Source organism: Paenibacillus sabuli, from assembly GCF_014705605.1.
Taxonomy (GTDB): domain Bacteria; phylum Bacillota; class Bacilli; order Paenibacillales; family Paenibacillaceae; genus Paenibacillus_D; species Paenibacillus_D sabuli.
The window spans coordinates 67,957-83,959 of the sequence record NZ_JACXIZ010000010.1 but is presented as its reverse complement, the minus strand read 5'-3'; the positions used below and the strand labels follow the sequence as shown (position 1 = coordinate 83,959).

15 protein-coding genes are annotated in these 16,003 nt (G+C 64.7%); 14 read left to right on the top strand and 1 reads right to left on the bottom strand.

What is annotated here, in order from left to right; all coding sequences use genetic code 11:
- The first annotated feature begins 5 nt into the window (after positions 1–5).
- From IDH44_RS03950 to IDH44_RS03885, 14 genes are all read left to right on the top strand, one after another.
- Positions 6–872, top strand: a complete 867-nt coding sequence (locus IDH44_RS03950; RefSeq protein ID WP_190914914.1) for a pyruvate, water dikinase regulatory protein — start codon at positions 6–8, stop codon at positions 870–872.
- Between the two features lie 13 nt (positions 873–885).
- Entirely contained in the window at positions 886–1,854 is a 969-nt protein-coding gene (gene glpX, locus IDH44_RS03945; RefSeq protein WP_190914912.1) for a class II fructose-bisphosphatase, read from the top strand.
- Positions 1,855–1,869: 15 nt separating this feature from the next.
- The gene (gene ndk, locus IDH44_RS03940) at positions 1,870–2,271 is read left to right on the top strand and encodes a nucleoside-diphosphate kinase (RefSeq protein ID WP_190914910.1); all 402 of its coding nucleotides are present in this window, start codon (positions 1,870–1,872) and stop codon (positions 2,269–2,271) included.
- 165 nt (positions 2,272–2,436) lie between these two features.
- The gene (locus IDH44_RS03935) at positions 2,437–3,618 is read left to right on the top strand and encodes a P-loop NTPase family protein (RefSeq protein ID WP_190914908.1); all 1,182 of its coding nucleotides are present in this window, start codon (positions 2,437–2,439) and stop codon (positions 3,616–3,618) included.
- Positions 3,560–4,810, top strand: coding sequence for a CpaF family protein (locus IDH44_RS03930; RefSeq protein ID WP_190914906.1), 1,251 nt, complete (start codon positions 3,560–3,562; stop codon positions 4,808–4,810). Before IDH44_RS03935 ends, IDH44_RS03930 begins: the two co-directional genes overlap by 59 nt.
- Positions 4,807–5,757, top strand: a complete 951-nt coding sequence (locus IDH44_RS26380; RefSeq protein WP_223869351.1) for a type II secretion system F family protein — start codon at positions 4,807–4,809, stop codon at positions 5,755–5,757. The genes IDH44_RS03930 and IDH44_RS26380 overlap by 4 nt, the downstream gene beginning before the upstream one ends.
- 13 nt (positions 5,758–5,770) lie before the next feature.
- Complete coding sequence (locus IDH44_RS03920; protein ID WP_190914905.1) at positions 5,771–6,622, top strand: type II secretion system F family protein; 852 nt, start codon at positions 5,771–5,773, stop codon at positions 6,620–6,622.
- Positions 6,623–6,689: 67 nt separating this feature from the next.
- Complete coding sequence (locus IDH44_RS03915; RefSeq protein ID WP_190914903.1) at positions 6,690–6,914, top strand: Flp1 family type IVb pilin; 225 nt, start codon at positions 6,690–6,692, stop codon at positions 6,912–6,914.
- Between the two features lie 9 nt (positions 6,915–6,923).
- Positions 6,924–7,619: a TadE/TadG family type IV pilus assembly protein gene (locus IDH44_RS03910; protein WP_190914901.1), complete on the top strand. Its 696-nt coding sequence runs from the start codon at positions 6,924–6,926 to the stop codon at positions 7,617–7,619.
- A gap of 22 nt (positions 7,620–7,641) precedes the next feature.
- Positions 7,642–9,864: a TadE/TadG family type IV pilus assembly protein gene (locus IDH44_RS03905; protein ID WP_190914899.1), complete on the top strand. Its 2,223-nt coding sequence runs from the start codon at positions 7,642–7,644 to the stop codon at positions 9,862–9,864.
- Positions 9,830–10,792: a TadE/TadG family type IV pilus assembly protein gene (locus tag IDH44_RS03900; RefSeq protein ID WP_190914897.1), complete on the top strand. Its 963-nt coding sequence runs from the start codon at positions 9,830–9,832 to the stop codon at positions 10,790–10,792. Before IDH44_RS03905 ends, IDH44_RS03900 begins: the two co-directional genes overlap by 35 nt.
- A 3-nt stretch (positions 10,793–10,795) precedes the next feature.
- On the top strand, positions 10,796–11,404 hold the full coding sequence (locus IDH44_RS03895) for a prepilin peptidase (RefSeq protein WP_190914895.1): 609 nt from the start codon (positions 10,796–10,798) through the stop codon (positions 11,402–11,404).
- A gap of 30 nt (positions 11,405–11,434) precedes the next feature.
- Entirely contained in the window at positions 11,435–13,255 is a 1,821-nt protein-coding gene (locus IDH44_RS03890) for a DUF6382 domain-containing protein (protein ID WP_190914893.1), read from the top strand.
- A 62-nt stretch (positions 13,256–13,317) separates the two neighbouring features.
- Positions 13,318–14,751: a serine hydrolase gene (locus IDH44_RS03885; protein WP_190914891.1), complete on the top strand. Its 1,434-nt coding sequence runs from the start codon at positions 13,318–13,320 to the stop codon at positions 14,749–14,751.
- 102 nt (positions 14,752–14,853) lie between these two features.
- Here IDH44_RS03885 and IDH44_RS03880 read toward each other — a convergent pair whose 3' ends face one another.
- On the bottom strand, positions 14,854–15,957 hold the full coding sequence (locus IDH44_RS03880; RefSeq protein WP_190914889.1) for a stalk domain-containing protein: 1,104 nt from the start codon (positions 15,955–15,957) through the stop codon (positions 14,854–14,856).
- Positions 15,958–16,003: the final 46 nt, after the last annotated feature.

Here is a 16,003-nt window from a genome sequence, read left to right as displayed (position 1 = left end):
CAACAATGAATGCAAGCGATACAACGCATGCCAGCCGCACCGAAGACGAGCGCAAGATCATCTATGTCTGCTCCGATGCCGTCGGCGAGACGGCGGAAGCGGTGGCGCGGGCTACGATCCGTCAATTCCGGGATGAAGAGATGCGCATCCGGCGCTACGGCCAGCTGCGCCGCGAGGAGGAGATCGTCGCGATCGTGCGCGAGGCACAGTCGACGGGCGGCTTCATTGCCTTCACGCTCGTCCAGCCGGAGCTGCGGGAGATGATGAAGGAGGAGGCGCAGCGGCGCGGCGTCCGCATCGTCGATGTGATGGGTCCGATGATGCAGGCCTATATCGATACGATGGGCGGCTTGCCGAGCCGCAAGCCGGGACTGATGCATGCGATGGACGAGGCCTACTATCGCCGCATCGAGGCGATCGAGTTTGCAGTGCAGTTCGACGACGGCAAGGATGCGCGAGGCCTCGCCGCAGCCGAGGTCGTGCTGCTCGGCGTGTCGCGTACGTCCAAGACGCCGCTCAGCATCTTTTTGGCGCACAAGGGCATCAAGGTCGCCAATTTCCCGCTTGTGCCGGAGGTCCATGCGCCGCAGGAGCTGGCAGCTCCCGTGCCAGGCCGCTTGCTCGTCGGCTTGACGATTCAGCCGGAGCATCTGGTCAAGATCCGCGAGGAGCGGCTGCGCGCGATGGGGCTGCCTCCGTTGTCCCGCTATGCGGCGATGGGCCGCATCCGCGAGGAGCTGGACGATGCGGCCGGGGTGATGGACAGGCTGGGCTGCCGCATGATCGACGTCACCGATCGCGCCATCGAGGAGTCGGCGAGTATCATCGCCGCCTGGTTGAATGAAAAAAATCCGCAAGGGCTACACAGGTAGAGGAGGGGTCAGAATGGAACGAGAGCTCGCGCTGGAGTTGGTGCGCGTGACCGAGCTGGCGGCGCTGGCCGCGGCGCCGTGGATGGGCCGTGGGGACAAGAACAGCGCCGACGGCGCGGCGACCGAGGCGATGCGCCGCATGTTCGACACGGTCTCGATCCGCGGGACCGTCGTCATCGGCGAAGGCGAGATGGACGAAGCGCCGATGCTGTATATCGGCGAAGAGGTAGGGAGCACGCAGGGGCCGGCGGTCGATGTCGCCGTCGATCCGCTGGAGGGCACCGAGATCGTGGCCCGCGGATTGAATAACGCGATGTCGGTGCTGGCGGTGGCGCCGTCCGGCCAGCTGCTGCACGCGCCGGACATGTACATGGAGAAGCTGGCGGTCGGCCCAGCGCTGGCCGGCAAGCTGAGTCTGCTCGATCCGATCCGCACGACCGTCGAGAAGGCCGCGCTGGCGCTGAGCAAGCCAATCTCCGAATTGACGGTCACGATCCTTGACCGATCGCGCCATGCCGAGCTCGTGCGGGATCTGCGCGAGACCGGCGTGCGCATCAAGCTGCTCTCCGACGGCGATGTGGCCGGCGCGATGGCGCCCGCGTTTCCGGAGGCGGGCATCGACTTGTACGTCGGCTCCGGCGGCGCGCCGGAGGGGGTGCTGGCGGCGGCCGCGCTGAAGTGCCTCGGAGGCGAGATTCAGGGCCGGCTGATGCCCGAGGACGAGGCCCAGCGCGAGCGCTGCGTGGCGATGGGGATCGCGGACCCGCGCGAGCTGCTGACGATGGACGCGATGATCGGCGACGGCGACGTTATTTTTTCCGCGACCGGGATCACGCCGGGTGAATTCCTCGGCGGTGTGCGCTATCTGCCGGACCAGCGCGCCGAGACGCAGTCGGTCGTCATGCGCGCCAAGACGCGCACCATTCGCTACATACGCTCGTTGCACTATTTACCGAACAAGCCGCTCGTTCAAAAACGATAAGGGGGTCATTTTTTTATGGAGCAAACGTTTGTGATGGTGAAGCCGGACGGCGTGGCCAAGGGGATCATCGGAGAGATCGTGAGCCGGTTCGAGAAAAAAGGCTTCACGCTGGCGCAGGGCAAGGTAATGACAATCCCGACGGAGCTGGCCGAGCGGCACTACGGCGAGCACAGGGAGCGGCCGTTCTTCGGCGAGCTGGTCGAATTCATCACATCGGGACCGGTATTCGCGATGGTATGGGAGGGGGCGGATGCGGTGAAGAACGCGCGCGCGCTCATCGGCAAGACGAATCCGTCCGAGGCCGCACCCGGTACGATTCGCGGCGATTATGCGCTGGACGTGGCCAGCAATATCGTGCACGGCTCGGATTCGCCGGAGAGCGCGCAGCGCGAAATCGCTCTGTTTTTTGGAGCCTGACGCCGGCGGGACGCATTGGTGTTGACGAACGCATGTGTCCATGGTATATTATTTCCAATCGAAGATGAATAGCGACAGGTCATGCGGAAGCACCGCGAACCTTCGCACCTGCTACAGGTGCGTGGTTTGCGGTGCTTCTTTGCGTGCTGGGAAGGGGGAACGTGCGTGTATGCGTTGATTATCGCAGCTAAGGAACAGGAATATGTCAGGCGCGTGGCGGACTATATCCGCGATTCGCCGCATGCCCGCAGCTGGCGGCTGACGGCTTTTACGCACCCGCCGGCGCTGCGTCAATATCTGCGCAGCGGCTATCCTGCGGATATGCTCGTGCTGCAGCCGGAATTTGCGGAGGATGCCCGCGACGCGCTGCCGGAGCATGTGCCGCTGGCGATACTGGCGCAAGGTCCGCCGCGCAACGGGGCAGCGCAGGAGGGGCCGGCGATTGCGCAGTATCAGCCGTTGCCGGCGCTGCTGCGCGAGATCGATGCGGTCTTCGCGGGAGCGAGCGGACGGTCTGCGGCTCCGGCGGCCGGCAGCGGCGGCACGGTCGTGGTCGCCGTGCATGCGGCGACCGGAAGAGCGGGACGCACGACGCTGGCGCTTAATCTTGTCCGGGAGGCCGGGGAGTCCGGTCGGCGCGTCTTTTATCTCAATCTGGAGCTGTGGAACGCCGTCGACCGTCTGACCGGGGACGGCCCCGGCTGGGAGGGCGACGAGCTGCCGCGCATGCTGTATGCGCTCCAGTCGAGGCCTGAGGAAGCCCAGGCGCAGTTGGCCGCGCTGCGCAGCGCGCATCCGGTGCTGCAGGCCGATTGCTTCCGGCCGCCGCCCGGGCCGGACGAGCGCCTGGCCCTGCAGCCGGAGCTGGTGGGCGCGCTGATCGAGGCAATCGTGGGAGCAGGCGAATACGATTTGCTGGTGGTGGACGCCGATTTTGGCATGGACGAGCTCTACCTGCAGATGCTGCGCAGCTGCGATCTCATGCTGTGGCTCTGCCCCGGCGATGCCGTAGCGCGGCGCAAGGGCGAGCTGGCCAGGAGCTACGCCCGGCGCAAGTGGGGCGAGGCGTATGCCGAGCTCGAGCGCCGCATCCGGATATGCGAGATCGAGGATGCGCGCGGGTCGCGGCTGACGCGGAGCAGCGAGGCGCGGGAGGCGCTCTGCCTGCCCTTCATCGCCGACTGGGCGAGCGCCGAGGAGCCGATGCGGCTGCTATCATCGCCGGCCTACCGCGGCGCGGTGCTGGGACTGATGAAGCGCTGGATCTGGCCGGAAGGAGGGGGAGCCGATGAAGCCGAGCGAGGACGTCGTCCTGCAGCTGCGGGAGCAGGTGCGCCGCCGGCTTGACCTGAGCGGGTCGGTGACGGACGAGGCGCTGACGGGCATGGTGGAGGAGGCGGTCTTCGCGTGGTGCGCCGGGCGCACGGTCACCTCCGGCGACAAGCTCGCGCTCGTGAGGCGCTTGTTCCACGCCTTCCGCGGGCTCGATGCGCTGCAGCCGCTGATCGACGATCCGAGCGTGACGGAGATCATGATCAATGCGCACGACGAGGTGTTCATCGAGCGGGCCGGCCGCATGAGCCGCTACCCGGTCGCCTTCGAGAGCCGCGAGCGGCTCGAGGACATCATTCAGAGCGTCGTCGCGGGGGTCAATCGCGTCGTCAACGAGTCGACGCCGATCGTCGATGCCCGGCTGACCGACGGCTCCCGGGTGCATGTCGTGCTGCCGCCGATCGCGCTCAAGGGACCGACGATGACGATCCGCAAGTTTCCCGAGCGTCCGCTGCTGATGCAGGACCTGCTCCGTCTGCAGGCGTTGTCCGAGGAGGCGGCCGCGCTGCTGCAGACGTTCGTGCGGGCCCGCTACAATCTGTTCGTCAGCGGGGGGACCGGCTCGGGCAAGACGACCTTCCTCAATGCGCTGTCGCAATACATCCCGGCGGACGAGCGAATCGTGACGATCGAGGATTCGGCCGAGCTGCAGCTGCGCTCGATTCCGAATCTGGTCGCGCTGGAGACGCGCAACGCCAACACCGAGGGCAAGGGTGAGATCGCGATGCGCGATCTGATTCGGGCTTCGCTGCGGATGCGGCCGAGCCGCATCATCGTCGGCGAGGTCCGGGGCGCAGAGGCCCTTGATATGCTGCAGGCGATGAATACCGGACATGACGGCAGCCTTTCTACAGGGCATAGCAACGGCGCGCGCGACATGATGGCGCGGCTGGAGACGATGGTGCTCAGCGGCGCGGATCTGCCGGTAGCGGTCGTGCGCCAGCAGATCGCGTCGGCGATTGACATCGTCGTGCACCTGGCGCGGCTGCGCGACCGCACGCGCCGGGTGACAGAGATCGCCGAGGTGATCGGCCTCGCGGACGGCGAGATCGCACTCAATCCGCTCTACCGCTTCGAGGAGGAGGGCGAGGCGGACGGTCGGGTCATCGGCGGCCTGCGTCCGACGGGACAGCCGCTCCAGGCGGTGCACAAGCTGCGCATGGCCGGCCTCGCCCTGGAAGGCATCGCGCCGGGAGGCTCGGCATGATGCGTCGACCGCATCCCGGCAAGGGCGTCGACCGCGGCGGTCCGGGGACGACTGCGCCTCGTGCCGGGAAATGGACGAGGCTGCGACCGGCGCGCAAGCGGGCACCGGAGGGTGCTGCACGTCCCGGCTCTGCGAGGCAGCCGAGGACCGCCGCCAAGCACGGCCGGCCTCCTGCTTCCGAGGGGAAGGAGCCGACCGCGTCCAGCCTGACGCTCTATACCGCAATTGTCCTGACCCGGGCGCAGCACGTCGTCGCCACGCTGGCGGGCGGGGCGGCGGCCGCGGCGGCGGTCTACCTGTTCTATCACTCGCTCGTGCTCGCGCTGCTGGCGACTCCGGCCGGGCTGCTCGCTCCGCGCATGTACCGCGCCATGCGGCTTGCCAAGCGGCGCGAGCTGCTGCGCCTGCAATTCCGCGAGGCGCTCTCTTCACTCACCTCCTCGCTGGCCGCCGGACGCTCGGTCGAGAGCGCGATTCGCAACGTGCCGGAGGACCTGCGGATCATCTATCCGAGCGCGGACACCGATATTGTGCGCGAATTCGACATTATTGGCTACCGGCTGGAGAACGGCGAGCCGGTCGAACCGGCGCTGCAGGATTTTGCGGATCGGGCGCAGGTGGACGATATCTCGCATTTCGTGGACGTGTTTTGCACCGGCAAGCGCACCGGCGGCGATCTGGTCGAGGTGATCCGGCAGACGTCGCAGATTATCGGGGAGAAGCTGGAGGTGCAGCTGGAGATCGGCGTCATGGTCGCGAAAAAAAAGTTCGAGAGCCGCATCATGATGGGCGTGCCCTTTGTCTTCATGGCATTCCTCTCCTATGCCGCCCCGGACTATATGGCGCCGCTCTACAGCGGCATGGGGTACGTCCTGCTGACAGTCGCCTTGCTCGTGCTGGCGGGCTGCTGCTGGTTTGTTGTCCGAATTATGAATATTCGAATGTGAGGAGGCTGATGCGATGCTTGCCTTTGCGGCATTGCTGCTGGCAGCGCTATGGGGCGCCGGCACCCTGTGGGCGAGAGGGGATCCGAGGCTGCGCAGGCTGCCAGCCAAAGAGCTGCTGCTCGCCGGACCCTTCCTTCGCCTGTTCGAGCGGACGAATCTGTGGGGCAAGGCGCAGGACCAATTGGCGGGCTTGCATCGCAAGCTGGTGATTCTGCACGGCACCGGGCATATGCCTGCGGCCACGCAGCGCTTCCTCGCCGAGCAGATCGGTCTGGGCTACGCCGCGCTGAGCGGCGCAGCGCTCATCGCCTGGCTGGCGGGAGAGACGCCGGTGCTTGCGCTGGGGGCGGTACTCGGCGCGTTGCTGCCCGCGGTGCGGCTGCGCGACGTGCATCGCAGCTTCGAGCGGCGGCGCCAGGATATGCTGCTGGCGCTGCCGGAGCTGCTGAGCAAGCTGATCCTGCTCGTCGGCGCCGGCGAGACGGTGACGCGCGCGCTGGTGCGCTGCGCTTCCGCTGTATCCGCCGCCGAACGCGACCACCCGCTATATCGGGAGCTGCGCCGGATGTGCAACGAGCTGCACAACGGCGCCGCCTTCCAGCTCGCGCTGGAAGGCTTCGGCAAGCGCTGCGCGGTGCAGGAGGTGAGCATCTTCACCACGACCGTGCTACTGAATTACCGGCGCGGCGGCGAGCGCTTCACGCTGTCGCTGCGCGAGCTGTCCTATACGCTGTGGGAGAAGCGCAAGGCGGTGGCGCGCGGCCGCGGCGAGGAAGCCTCGGCCAAGCTGATTTTTCCGATGACGGTCATTTTTTTCATGTTGATGGTGCTGGTCGCCGCTCCGGCGATGCTGATGATCGGTTGACCGGCCCGGCCGACCGGCACAGGAATTGGACGAATGGACTTTTATAATGAGAAAGGAAGTGTGTGAAATGACACGAGTAAAGGGTGCGCTGCGCCGGTTCTGGCGCGACGAGGACGGCATTGGGACGCTGGAGATCATTTTGATTATTGCGGTTATTATTTTATTGGCGCTGGTATTCAGGAAGTGGATCATGAGACTGGTACAAAGCTTGCTTACAGATGCAGATGCCTCGGCAAAAGAAATAATGAACAATGAAAACTATCTAAAAGATGACTTTATACCAAGTAAATAAGGAATAGACATGGTAAATTATCGTTCAGTTCATTGGAAATTTCTTCGCGACGAACGCGGCAGCTACTCGCTGGAGGCTTCGCTGGTGCTGCCGTTCGTGTTCGTCGCGGTGCTGATCATGCTGCTGTTCGCCATGTATATGTACCAGCGTGTGACGCTCTACTACGTGGCTTCCACGGCGGCGGAGCGAACGGCGTACGGCTGGGACAACAGCAAGCGCTCGCCGCTGACCGGACTGCCGCAGCCGGGCGAATCGGACGGGCTGTATTGGCGAATCGGCAGCGATGCGATGCTGGACTCGCTGTTCGGCCTGGGCAGCGGCGGCGCCAGAGAGGCGCTGGACCTCCCGCTCCATGCGCAGCAGGACGGCGCCTCGCTGCCGGCACGCAAGCTGCAACCCGCGGCTTCCTGGATCCCGGCCTCGTACGAGGGCGACGTCGCTTACGAGCGCGGCGTGCTGCAGCGCACCATTCATGTTCGGCTGCGGCAGCCGTTGCGAATTGCGCCGCTCGAGCTTATGCTCGGCCATTCCGATCCGCAGGCGCAGGCGTTCAGCACGGTCGTCGACCCGGTGGAGCTCATTCGCAGCGTCGATCTGGTGCGGTATTACACGGCCAAGTTTTCCGGCAGCGACAGCAAGAGCGCACGCGAGGAAGCGGCAACGATTCTGAAGCGCAAGCGTTCCAGCCCTGGAACCGGATCATGAGGAATGGGAAGGGGGAATCGCCATGAAACGCCGTCCAGGCGGCCGCTGGCGCCAGCTGGCGCACGGCGAGCGCGGCGCGGTGTCGGTCTATTTTATCATCATTACGGCGGGCATCTTCTTGTTCCATGCCGTGATGATCGATTACGCCCGGCTGGCGGCGATGAATCACAAGCTCGAGTCGGCGGCCCGCGTCGGGGTACGGTCCGTCATGTCCGCTTATGACGATCAGCTCTATGCCCGGTACGGCCTGTTCGCACGCGGGGGCACGCCGTCAGACGACATTTTCAAGGCGTCGCTAGCGGGCAGTCTGGGCGATGCCGGCGACGAGCTCTTCCATCTTCTGGATCTGCAGCTAGGCGAGGCGCATGTCAATTCTGCGGGAGCAATCGGCTACCACCCGATCTTCCGCTCCCAGGTCATGGAGGAGATGAAATACAAGGCGCCGATCGACTTCACCATCGAGATGGTGAATCGCTTCCGGCCGATGTCCGGCGCGCTGCAGGAGGCGACGGCGACCGTCGATCTGCTGGAGCAGTTGCAAAAGCTGTACGAATCAAGAGAGCGCGTGTTGGCGGATGCGCTCGGCCTGCAGCGCACAATGGCGCAGCAAGCCAAGGATTCGGACTTGCCCGAGCTGATCCCGCACGGCCAGAGCCCGTCGGCAGCGATGAAGCCCTCCACGGCTGCAGGAGTGGCCGCCGGCCATGGCGAGTATGTCGGCTGGATCGAAAGCGACCGCTTGCGTGAGGAAGGGGAGCTGCCGCAGCATACCGGTCAGATCGCCCGGTATCGCAGTGCTGCGCGCTTGACCGCAAGCGGCCTCAGCAAGGCAGGGCGCGAGACGGCCGCTCGGCACGAGACGCTAAGCCGGCAAGCGACTGCGAAGATCGCGCAGGCTGCGGCGATCAACGAGCAGATGCGCACAATTGTGAAGCAATCCAGGAGCGCGCCTCCGCCCTCCGGTTACGGCGAGCTGCCAAGCGACGCCAGCGGCGGAGCGACCCAGGGAGGTACGGATGAGCTGAAGGCCATTCGAGACAAAGTCGACGAACTGCTGCTGGAGCCGCAATGGTTCAACGCATTCGAGAATGACGTGCGGCGTCAGCTCAGCGCCGCCCAGGCCATCTCGGGCGCAGCGGCCGAATTCCAGGCGGCAGTCTCCAGCGCGCTCGGCTCGACTGCTCAATCCTCGCGATTAAACGGCGCCTTCGCTGATCTCGAGAACACCTACGCCGACTATCACAGGAAGTACGTCATGCCGGGCTCGGTCATTCAGGATCGTGTGCTGGAGCTGCAGCAGATGGGCGCTGATGAAGAACGCAAACAACAGAAGAAGGAAGCCGAGGCCAAGCTTGGCGATGCCAAGCGCATGCTCTCCCGCATTTCCGGATTGCAGCAGACAGAGGAGCAGATCGCGGCGTTTGAGCGTCTGGAGGCGCTGTACGCCAGCAACAAAGCGGCGAATGAAGCGGCCAGCGGGGCGGCGGAAGCGGCACAGTCCGGAACGGCCGCGCTCGGCGATGATCCGACGGGCGAAGCGAAGCGCTCGCTTATCGGTACAGGCGGCATTTTCGGCGGGCTCGGGAGCATGCTGGAGGGCGTGCCGGAGCGGCTGTATTTGAACGAATATGCTGTCGATCGCTTCGTTTCCTTCAACCCGCAGCGCTTGCTCGAGGCCGTCCAGGGAGGCGCGACCGAGCTGGCCGCGGATGCGCTCGAGGTGAATCAGCAGGAGCTGGAATATATTTTGTACGGCTTCCACGCGCCGACTGCCAATGTGGCCGCCGCGTTCGGTGAAATTTTTGCATTGCGGCTATCGATTCGAACGATGGAGGGGCTTGTCAAAAACAGCAAGCTCGGCCATCCGCTCGTCGTGCTGGGGGCGGCGGTCATTCACGGCCTCGTCACGGCGACCGCGGATATGCTCAAGCTGGTGCTGGACGGCAAAACCGAGCTATCGGATATGCTCAAGGTGGACGTGTACTATGTCGATTATCTGCGGCTGTTCCTGCTGATGCATGGCAGTACGGCGCAAAAAATGAGCCGGATGATTGCTTTGATTGAATATTCGACCGGCTATCGCTTGCTCGCCATGGACGCAGCGGTGACGGCGGAGGCGACCGGCTCGGTCAAGCTCTGGTTCCTTCCTGGCGCGATGCGGATGCTCTCGGCCGGTCGGATTCTGGAGGGAAAGGTTGTCGGAGGCCGCTATGAAACGACAAAAAAAATCGGCTGGTCCTATTAGACGGCTGACTTCCAATGCTACGGGCAGCATCGCGCTGGAGGCGGCGATCGTGGCGCCGATGTTCCTGTTCGTGATGCTCTTCCTGATCACGATGATCCGGATTGCCGCCGTCCAGATGGCGCTGCACGACACCGCGGCGCAGGCGGCTCGGCAGACGGCCGCCAATATTCATCCGGTCGCGCTGGCGGCGGAGAGTCTCGCGGATCTTATTCCTGATCCGCCGCCGGGCATGCCGGAGCTGCCGGGCGCCGCCGAGGTCGCTGGTCTGCTAGGCGAATGGGTGCCCGATCCGGCAGGCTCGCTGCTGCGCGCGGTCGGGGAAGGGGACTGGCGCGCGATTCGCGACCAGGCCTTGACCGTCGTCGGCCGTCCGCTGATCGAGCCGTTGCTGCGCGATTATGCCGAGGGGCTGCCGCTCGATGCCGGGCGAATCGGGCTGCATGCGCTCAGTCTGCCGGACCTGAGCGGCGGGGAAGAACCGTATCTGACCGTGACGGTGGAGTACGAGCTGCCGCTGAACTTCCCCTTCACGGCCCGCACGCTCACGCTGCGCGAGCAAGTGCGCGAGCGCGTATGGATACCCGACAGCCGCGCAGCCGACATAGCCGTCGACGCGGCCGACCGGGAGCAAGCGGCGTTGCAGATCGTCTCGGTGACGCAGCCGGTCATGCGGGGCAGCAAGGCGTCCGTGGTCGCGCTCACCGATCCCGGCCTCACAGTGGAGCTAAGCGTGCACTTCAAGTCCGGGGACAGCGTCTCCAGGCATGTCGGGCCGGCGACGGCCGATGCCAACGGCATCGTGACCTGGACCTGGCTCGTCTCCGGCAACACGACGCCGGGCATGTGGGAGCTGACGGTAGAGGCCGGCGACGGCACAGCGGTCAGCAGCCATTTTGTCGTATTGGCCAAGTCGCAAAGGGAGGAATAAAGCATGGTATACAGTCATTATGCAGCAGCGGCGCTGCTGGCAGTCGCCTTGTGGTGCGATATCCGGGCGATGACCATTCCTAACAAGCTGACTGTGCCGGCTGTGCTGGCCGCTTGGGCGTTCGGGCTGCTCTGGTCCGGACTGGGCGGCCTGGGCGCCGCCTTGGCGGGCACGGCTGCCGGCTTGACGCCGATGCTGCTGCTCTACCTGCTCAAGGGCATCGGCGCCGGGGATGTGAAGCTCTTTGCGGCCTTGGGCGGCTGGATTGGCGCTTTCCTGGTCTGGCAGGTCATGATCTACTCTATTCTGCTGGCGGGCGGGATCGGTGTGCTGGTGCTTCTCTTTAACCGTCCATTCGGTCGCCGGGTGGCAGCCTTGCTGCAGCGCATGCTCCCTGACATGCTGTTAATCGGATGGGCGGCAGCGCGCCAGCGTCTGACGAAGGCGGGCAATAACGGTGGAGCAGACGGCAATGGAACTGTGGACACCGTAGCAGCAGCGCTCGCGACGGACGATTCCGACGGCGAGGCGGCGCAAGCCGGACAACGGCTGCGTTTTCCGTTCATGCTGGCGGTGGCGCCGGGCGCGGTCCTTGCCTGGATGATGCTCTAAAAAGTAATGGGAGACAAGGAGGGGGGAGAGATGGAGCCCTATCAGATTGACTTTGCCATGAATCGCGGACACGAAATGGTGCTGCGCCGCGAGCCCGGCATCGCCCGCGACGAACTGATCGACGTGGAGCTGCACATGCTGACGGCGGAGCAGCCGCCCGGACTGCTGCCGGTCGAGTGGATGGAGCTCGACGGCGAGCTGACCTTTCACTACAGGCTGTCGGGCAAGCGAATGCTGACGCACTGGCTGCGGCTGCGACCGCTGGCCATGCGCGATTACTATACCTTGCTGCTCGCCGTTGTGGAGGCCCTGGAAGCCTGCCGGGATTACATGCTGCGGCAGGAGGGCGTATTGCTGCACGAGAATTGCATCTTCGTCGGCGATCGGCCGGAGCAGATCGGGCTGGTCTACGTGCCCGCTCGGTCGACAGCCGAAGCTCGCTCGGCGCGTACCGCCTTGCTCGGACTAGCGGTACGCTGGACTGCTCATGTCGAGCAGGTGGACGGCGACGGCTTGCAGCGGCTGCTGCAGGCGATCGACCGCGAGGAAGCGACGCTGCGGGAGCTGAAGGTGCTGCTGCTGGAGTTGCTTGCCCCGCCACTTCCGGCTGCCGCCAAGCATGGCGCGCCCGGGGCTGCAGCCGAGCGTGCGGGAAGCGGGCGAGGCGGGCGGCGCGAGCAGGGCGGCGAAGGCCAGGGCCGCGGTGAGAGTCATGGTCGCCGGTCCGTGCCGGAGAAGAGCCCGGGGGAGCCGTTGTCCCCAGAGCTGGGACGAGCGGCGGTCTGGTCGAACGATGCGGAAGGGGCGCGAGAGACAGCGCGACGAGCGTCCGACATGCAGGAGGCGACGAGCATCGCTTCCAGCAGGCGCATACCGGAAGAGACGGGTCAGCCGCTGCGGGCGCCTGCTCTGGAACAGTCTTCGGCGGAATGGATGGAATGGGAAGAGGGAGAAGGGGCTCCGGGCATGGATCCGACGCGTCTGAAGTGGATATTGGGCGCAGGGTTCATTGTCGTATCCGCCGTGATCTGGCGCTATCTCTACCTGGAATCACCAGGCATGACCTCGGCGCTGCTGGCGGCGGCGGGTACGCTCGTGGCCGCGGGGGGGTGCGTCGTCGTCTGGCGCCGCCTCCTGCCGCCGGATGCCGACGCCACCGATGCGGATCTGGAGGAAGAGGGCGAGCCCGATCCGGAAAGGATGCCGCGCTGGGGCGGATGGATGGATGCATCGGCGGACGAAACAGACGAGGAGGACGAAGCCTTCCCGGCCAAACGAAATTCATCGACGCAAGGTGCGGCACATCGGAATCGACGCGACTATGGCGCAGACGATCAGGAAGGGCATGCCCAGGCGGCGCGCGAAGCGGCAGCGTCGCTGGAGCAGCCGGCGTCCTCGGTGCAGCCCCGTTCAGAGGCTGCCCGACAGACCCGACCGGCTCCGGTCGCTGCCGCCTCCCAAGGCCACGGCGACATCGCGCCGACCGCCCGCTTGGGTCCGGACGAAGCGACTGTGCTGCTGGGCGGCGAGGAAGCGGTCGGAGCGGCGGGGATACGCATGGAACGAAGCGACGGCGGCCGCGTGGAATCGTTGTCCTGGCCGGAGGGGACGACCATCATCGGACGCTCCTCCGAGAGCGCCGACCACGTCGATGCGGGCTCGGGCATCTCGCGCGCGCATCTGGAGGTGGAGGTCAGCGCAGAGCGCTGTATCGTCAAGGACCTCGGCTCGCGCAACGGCAGCCTGCTCAACGGCGAGATGATGATTCCGTACAAGGCCTACACGCTGCAAGCGGGAGACCGGGTACGGCTGGCGGGGATGAGCGGTCCCGAATATCGGTTGCTCGCTTGACCACAGCGCCCAAGTCCGCAATAATGAAGCCAAGTGATGCGGATACGGAGTGTGATAAAGCAATGATGAAGATTTTTGGACGTACCATGCGCCGGGGCATGCCCCCGGCTTTTTTGCTGGCATTGGGGCTGCTGCTGGCTGCACCCTCCGGCGCGGGCGCAGCCGCGAGCGCGACAGGCACGACACGGACCATTGCCGAGGTGACAATCGACGGCGCCCGCATCGCGTGGAGCGCGCCGCCCTATGTCTCGGGCGGCGTGACGATGGTGCCGCTGCGCGAAGCGGCGGAGGCGCTGGGCGCGCATGTCCGCTGGGATGCGGAGCTGCGGGCGGCTGTGATGGAGCGTGACGGGGATCGCATCGTGCACCGCGGCGGCACGGCTGTCTTCGCGCACAACAAGGCGGAGCTCACGGCACAGGCTGCATCGCGAATCGAGCATGGCGTCATGATGGTCCCGCTGCGCGGGCTCGCGGATGCGCTCAAGGCGACTCTGTCCGTGTCCCGCAGCGCCGCGCCAGGGGAGGGCTACGTTATCGACGCCCAGCCCGACGAAGTGTCGGTGCTGGCGACGGAGCTGCAGGCGGCCGACGCTTATCTGATCGGGCAAGACTATAGCGGACTTGCTCTGGTCGCCGTCGGCGGCGATACGCTGCTGCGCAAGGGCTACGGACTGGCGCGCGACGGCGTGCTGAATCGCCCGGACATGCGCTCGCGCATCGCCTCGATTAGCAAGTCGTTCACGGCGGCGGCGGTGCTGCAGCTCGTCCAGAGCGGCAAGCTGGCGCTGACGGATTCGATCGAGCGCTACGTACCGGGCCTGCCGGGAGGCGAGGCAATTACGATTCACATGCTGCTGTCCCACACCTCGGGGCTACCGTCCAACTTCACGCGCGAGGCCGGTCGGCCGCTCGCGGAGACGGTGGACGAGATTCGGACCAAGACGCTGGCCTTCGAGCCGGGGAGCGACTTCAAGTACAGCAACAACGGGTATGTGGTGCTCGCCTATCTGATCGAGCGACTGAGTGGCATGAGCTACGGCGACTTCGTGGCGCAGCGGCTGACCGGGCCGGCGGGCTTGATGGGTACGGCGGAGGCCACGCCCGAGACGCCGGTCATCGCGGGCCATATTCCTGCGGCGGACGGCGGCTGGGAGGAGGCGGCCTACTATGTGTCGCAATCCGGGACAGGCACCTTGTATTCCACGGTGGACGACCTGCTGCGTTGGGATGCGGCGCTGCTAGCGCACGAGCTGCTGGACGAGACGCTGACGGAAGCGATGTACACGCCATATTCGGCCAAAAGCTACGGCTACGGCTGGATGATCGGCGAGCTGGCGGACGAGACGCGGACGCTGTTCCACAACGGCAGCGGCACCGGTTACTCAACCGGTATTCTGCGTATTCCCGAGCAGGAGCTGACGATTATTCTGCTGGGCAACCGTGCCGGCCTTGACACGCTGGCTTTGATGGAGGGCGTGCGGCAAGCGATGCCTTGATCATGTATAGCAAATAACCCGCCCCGGGCTGACGGCCCAGAGACGGGTTATTTCCTTTGTTTATTCGTGTGGGAATTTGCCGCCGCATCTTACCTCGCTTGCTTAGTCTTCGAATGGCATCTGAATGCCCAGGTCGCCGAACGGGACGTAGAACTCGGGGAAGCCTGCGGCATAAGCAGTATACTCATATGGCGCGAAATACATGACGATGCCGTCGCGTTTCAGGTAGAATTGCGGGTCCTCATCGAAGCCGGCGAATTCGCCCAAGTACATGTCCATCTCGGTCAATCCGGTCCGAGCGACGTCCTCCAGCGCCTGCAGATAATCGGTGTTGGCGCCGACGACGTCTTGTAGCGAGAGCTGTTTGCCGCTCTCGAGGTCGAAGACCAGGCTCGTGCGCGATTGGATGCCATGCGCGCCGCCGACGTAATTATAATCCTGAGTCAGCACGTTCAATACGCCGTTTTGGTTATACGTGACGATGAAGTCATGCATGAATTCATAGTTGCGCACATCGTCCGGTCGTTCCTCGGCGGTCTCCGTCACGCCCTGCAAGTACTTCTCCGCCTGGGCCTGAATCGTCTCGTTGATGCGCTGCGTCGGCATGCTGTCTCCCTCAACCTGCGGATAGCGAATCGAAATCTCGGAGCCGTTTACGCTCTCGTTCATCGTCTCGGTTGCCAGCGTGATGGCATTCGCCTGCTCGTCCTGCACGATATTCAGCGTCTTGGTCGAATTGTCCCATGCGCCGTGCAGACCGAGGAAGTCGCTCAGCACGCGGTACGACACGTACAGCCGGCTCTCGACATTGATCGGATCGTAGTCGCCCAGATAGATGTTATTCACCGTCATGGACGGGCCGTAGCTGCCGTTGGTGAGCTGCAACTGATTGACGCCGGATCCGATCGTATAGATCTGTTCTTCGCTATCATAGGAGATTGAGAAATCAAGCGCCTCGCTCAGCGCCCGCAACGGAATCATCGTGCGACCGGCCGACAGCAGCCCCTGCATGTCCAGCGTCTGCCCGTTTACCTGCAGACGGACGGTGTCGTAGGCTTGCAATTGGTGTGCTGTTGGCGTCGCGGCTTCGGTCGGAGTGACGGGAATCGTCGAACCGCCGACGATCAGGCCCGCAGCGAGAACGATCGGCGTTATTTCTCGCCGTAAAAGACGGCTTGTCCGATTTGCCTTGGTGTGCTTTTGCATGAGAATCATCCTTTCTATCCTGTGCAAGGGTTCCACTTCGTCAAGA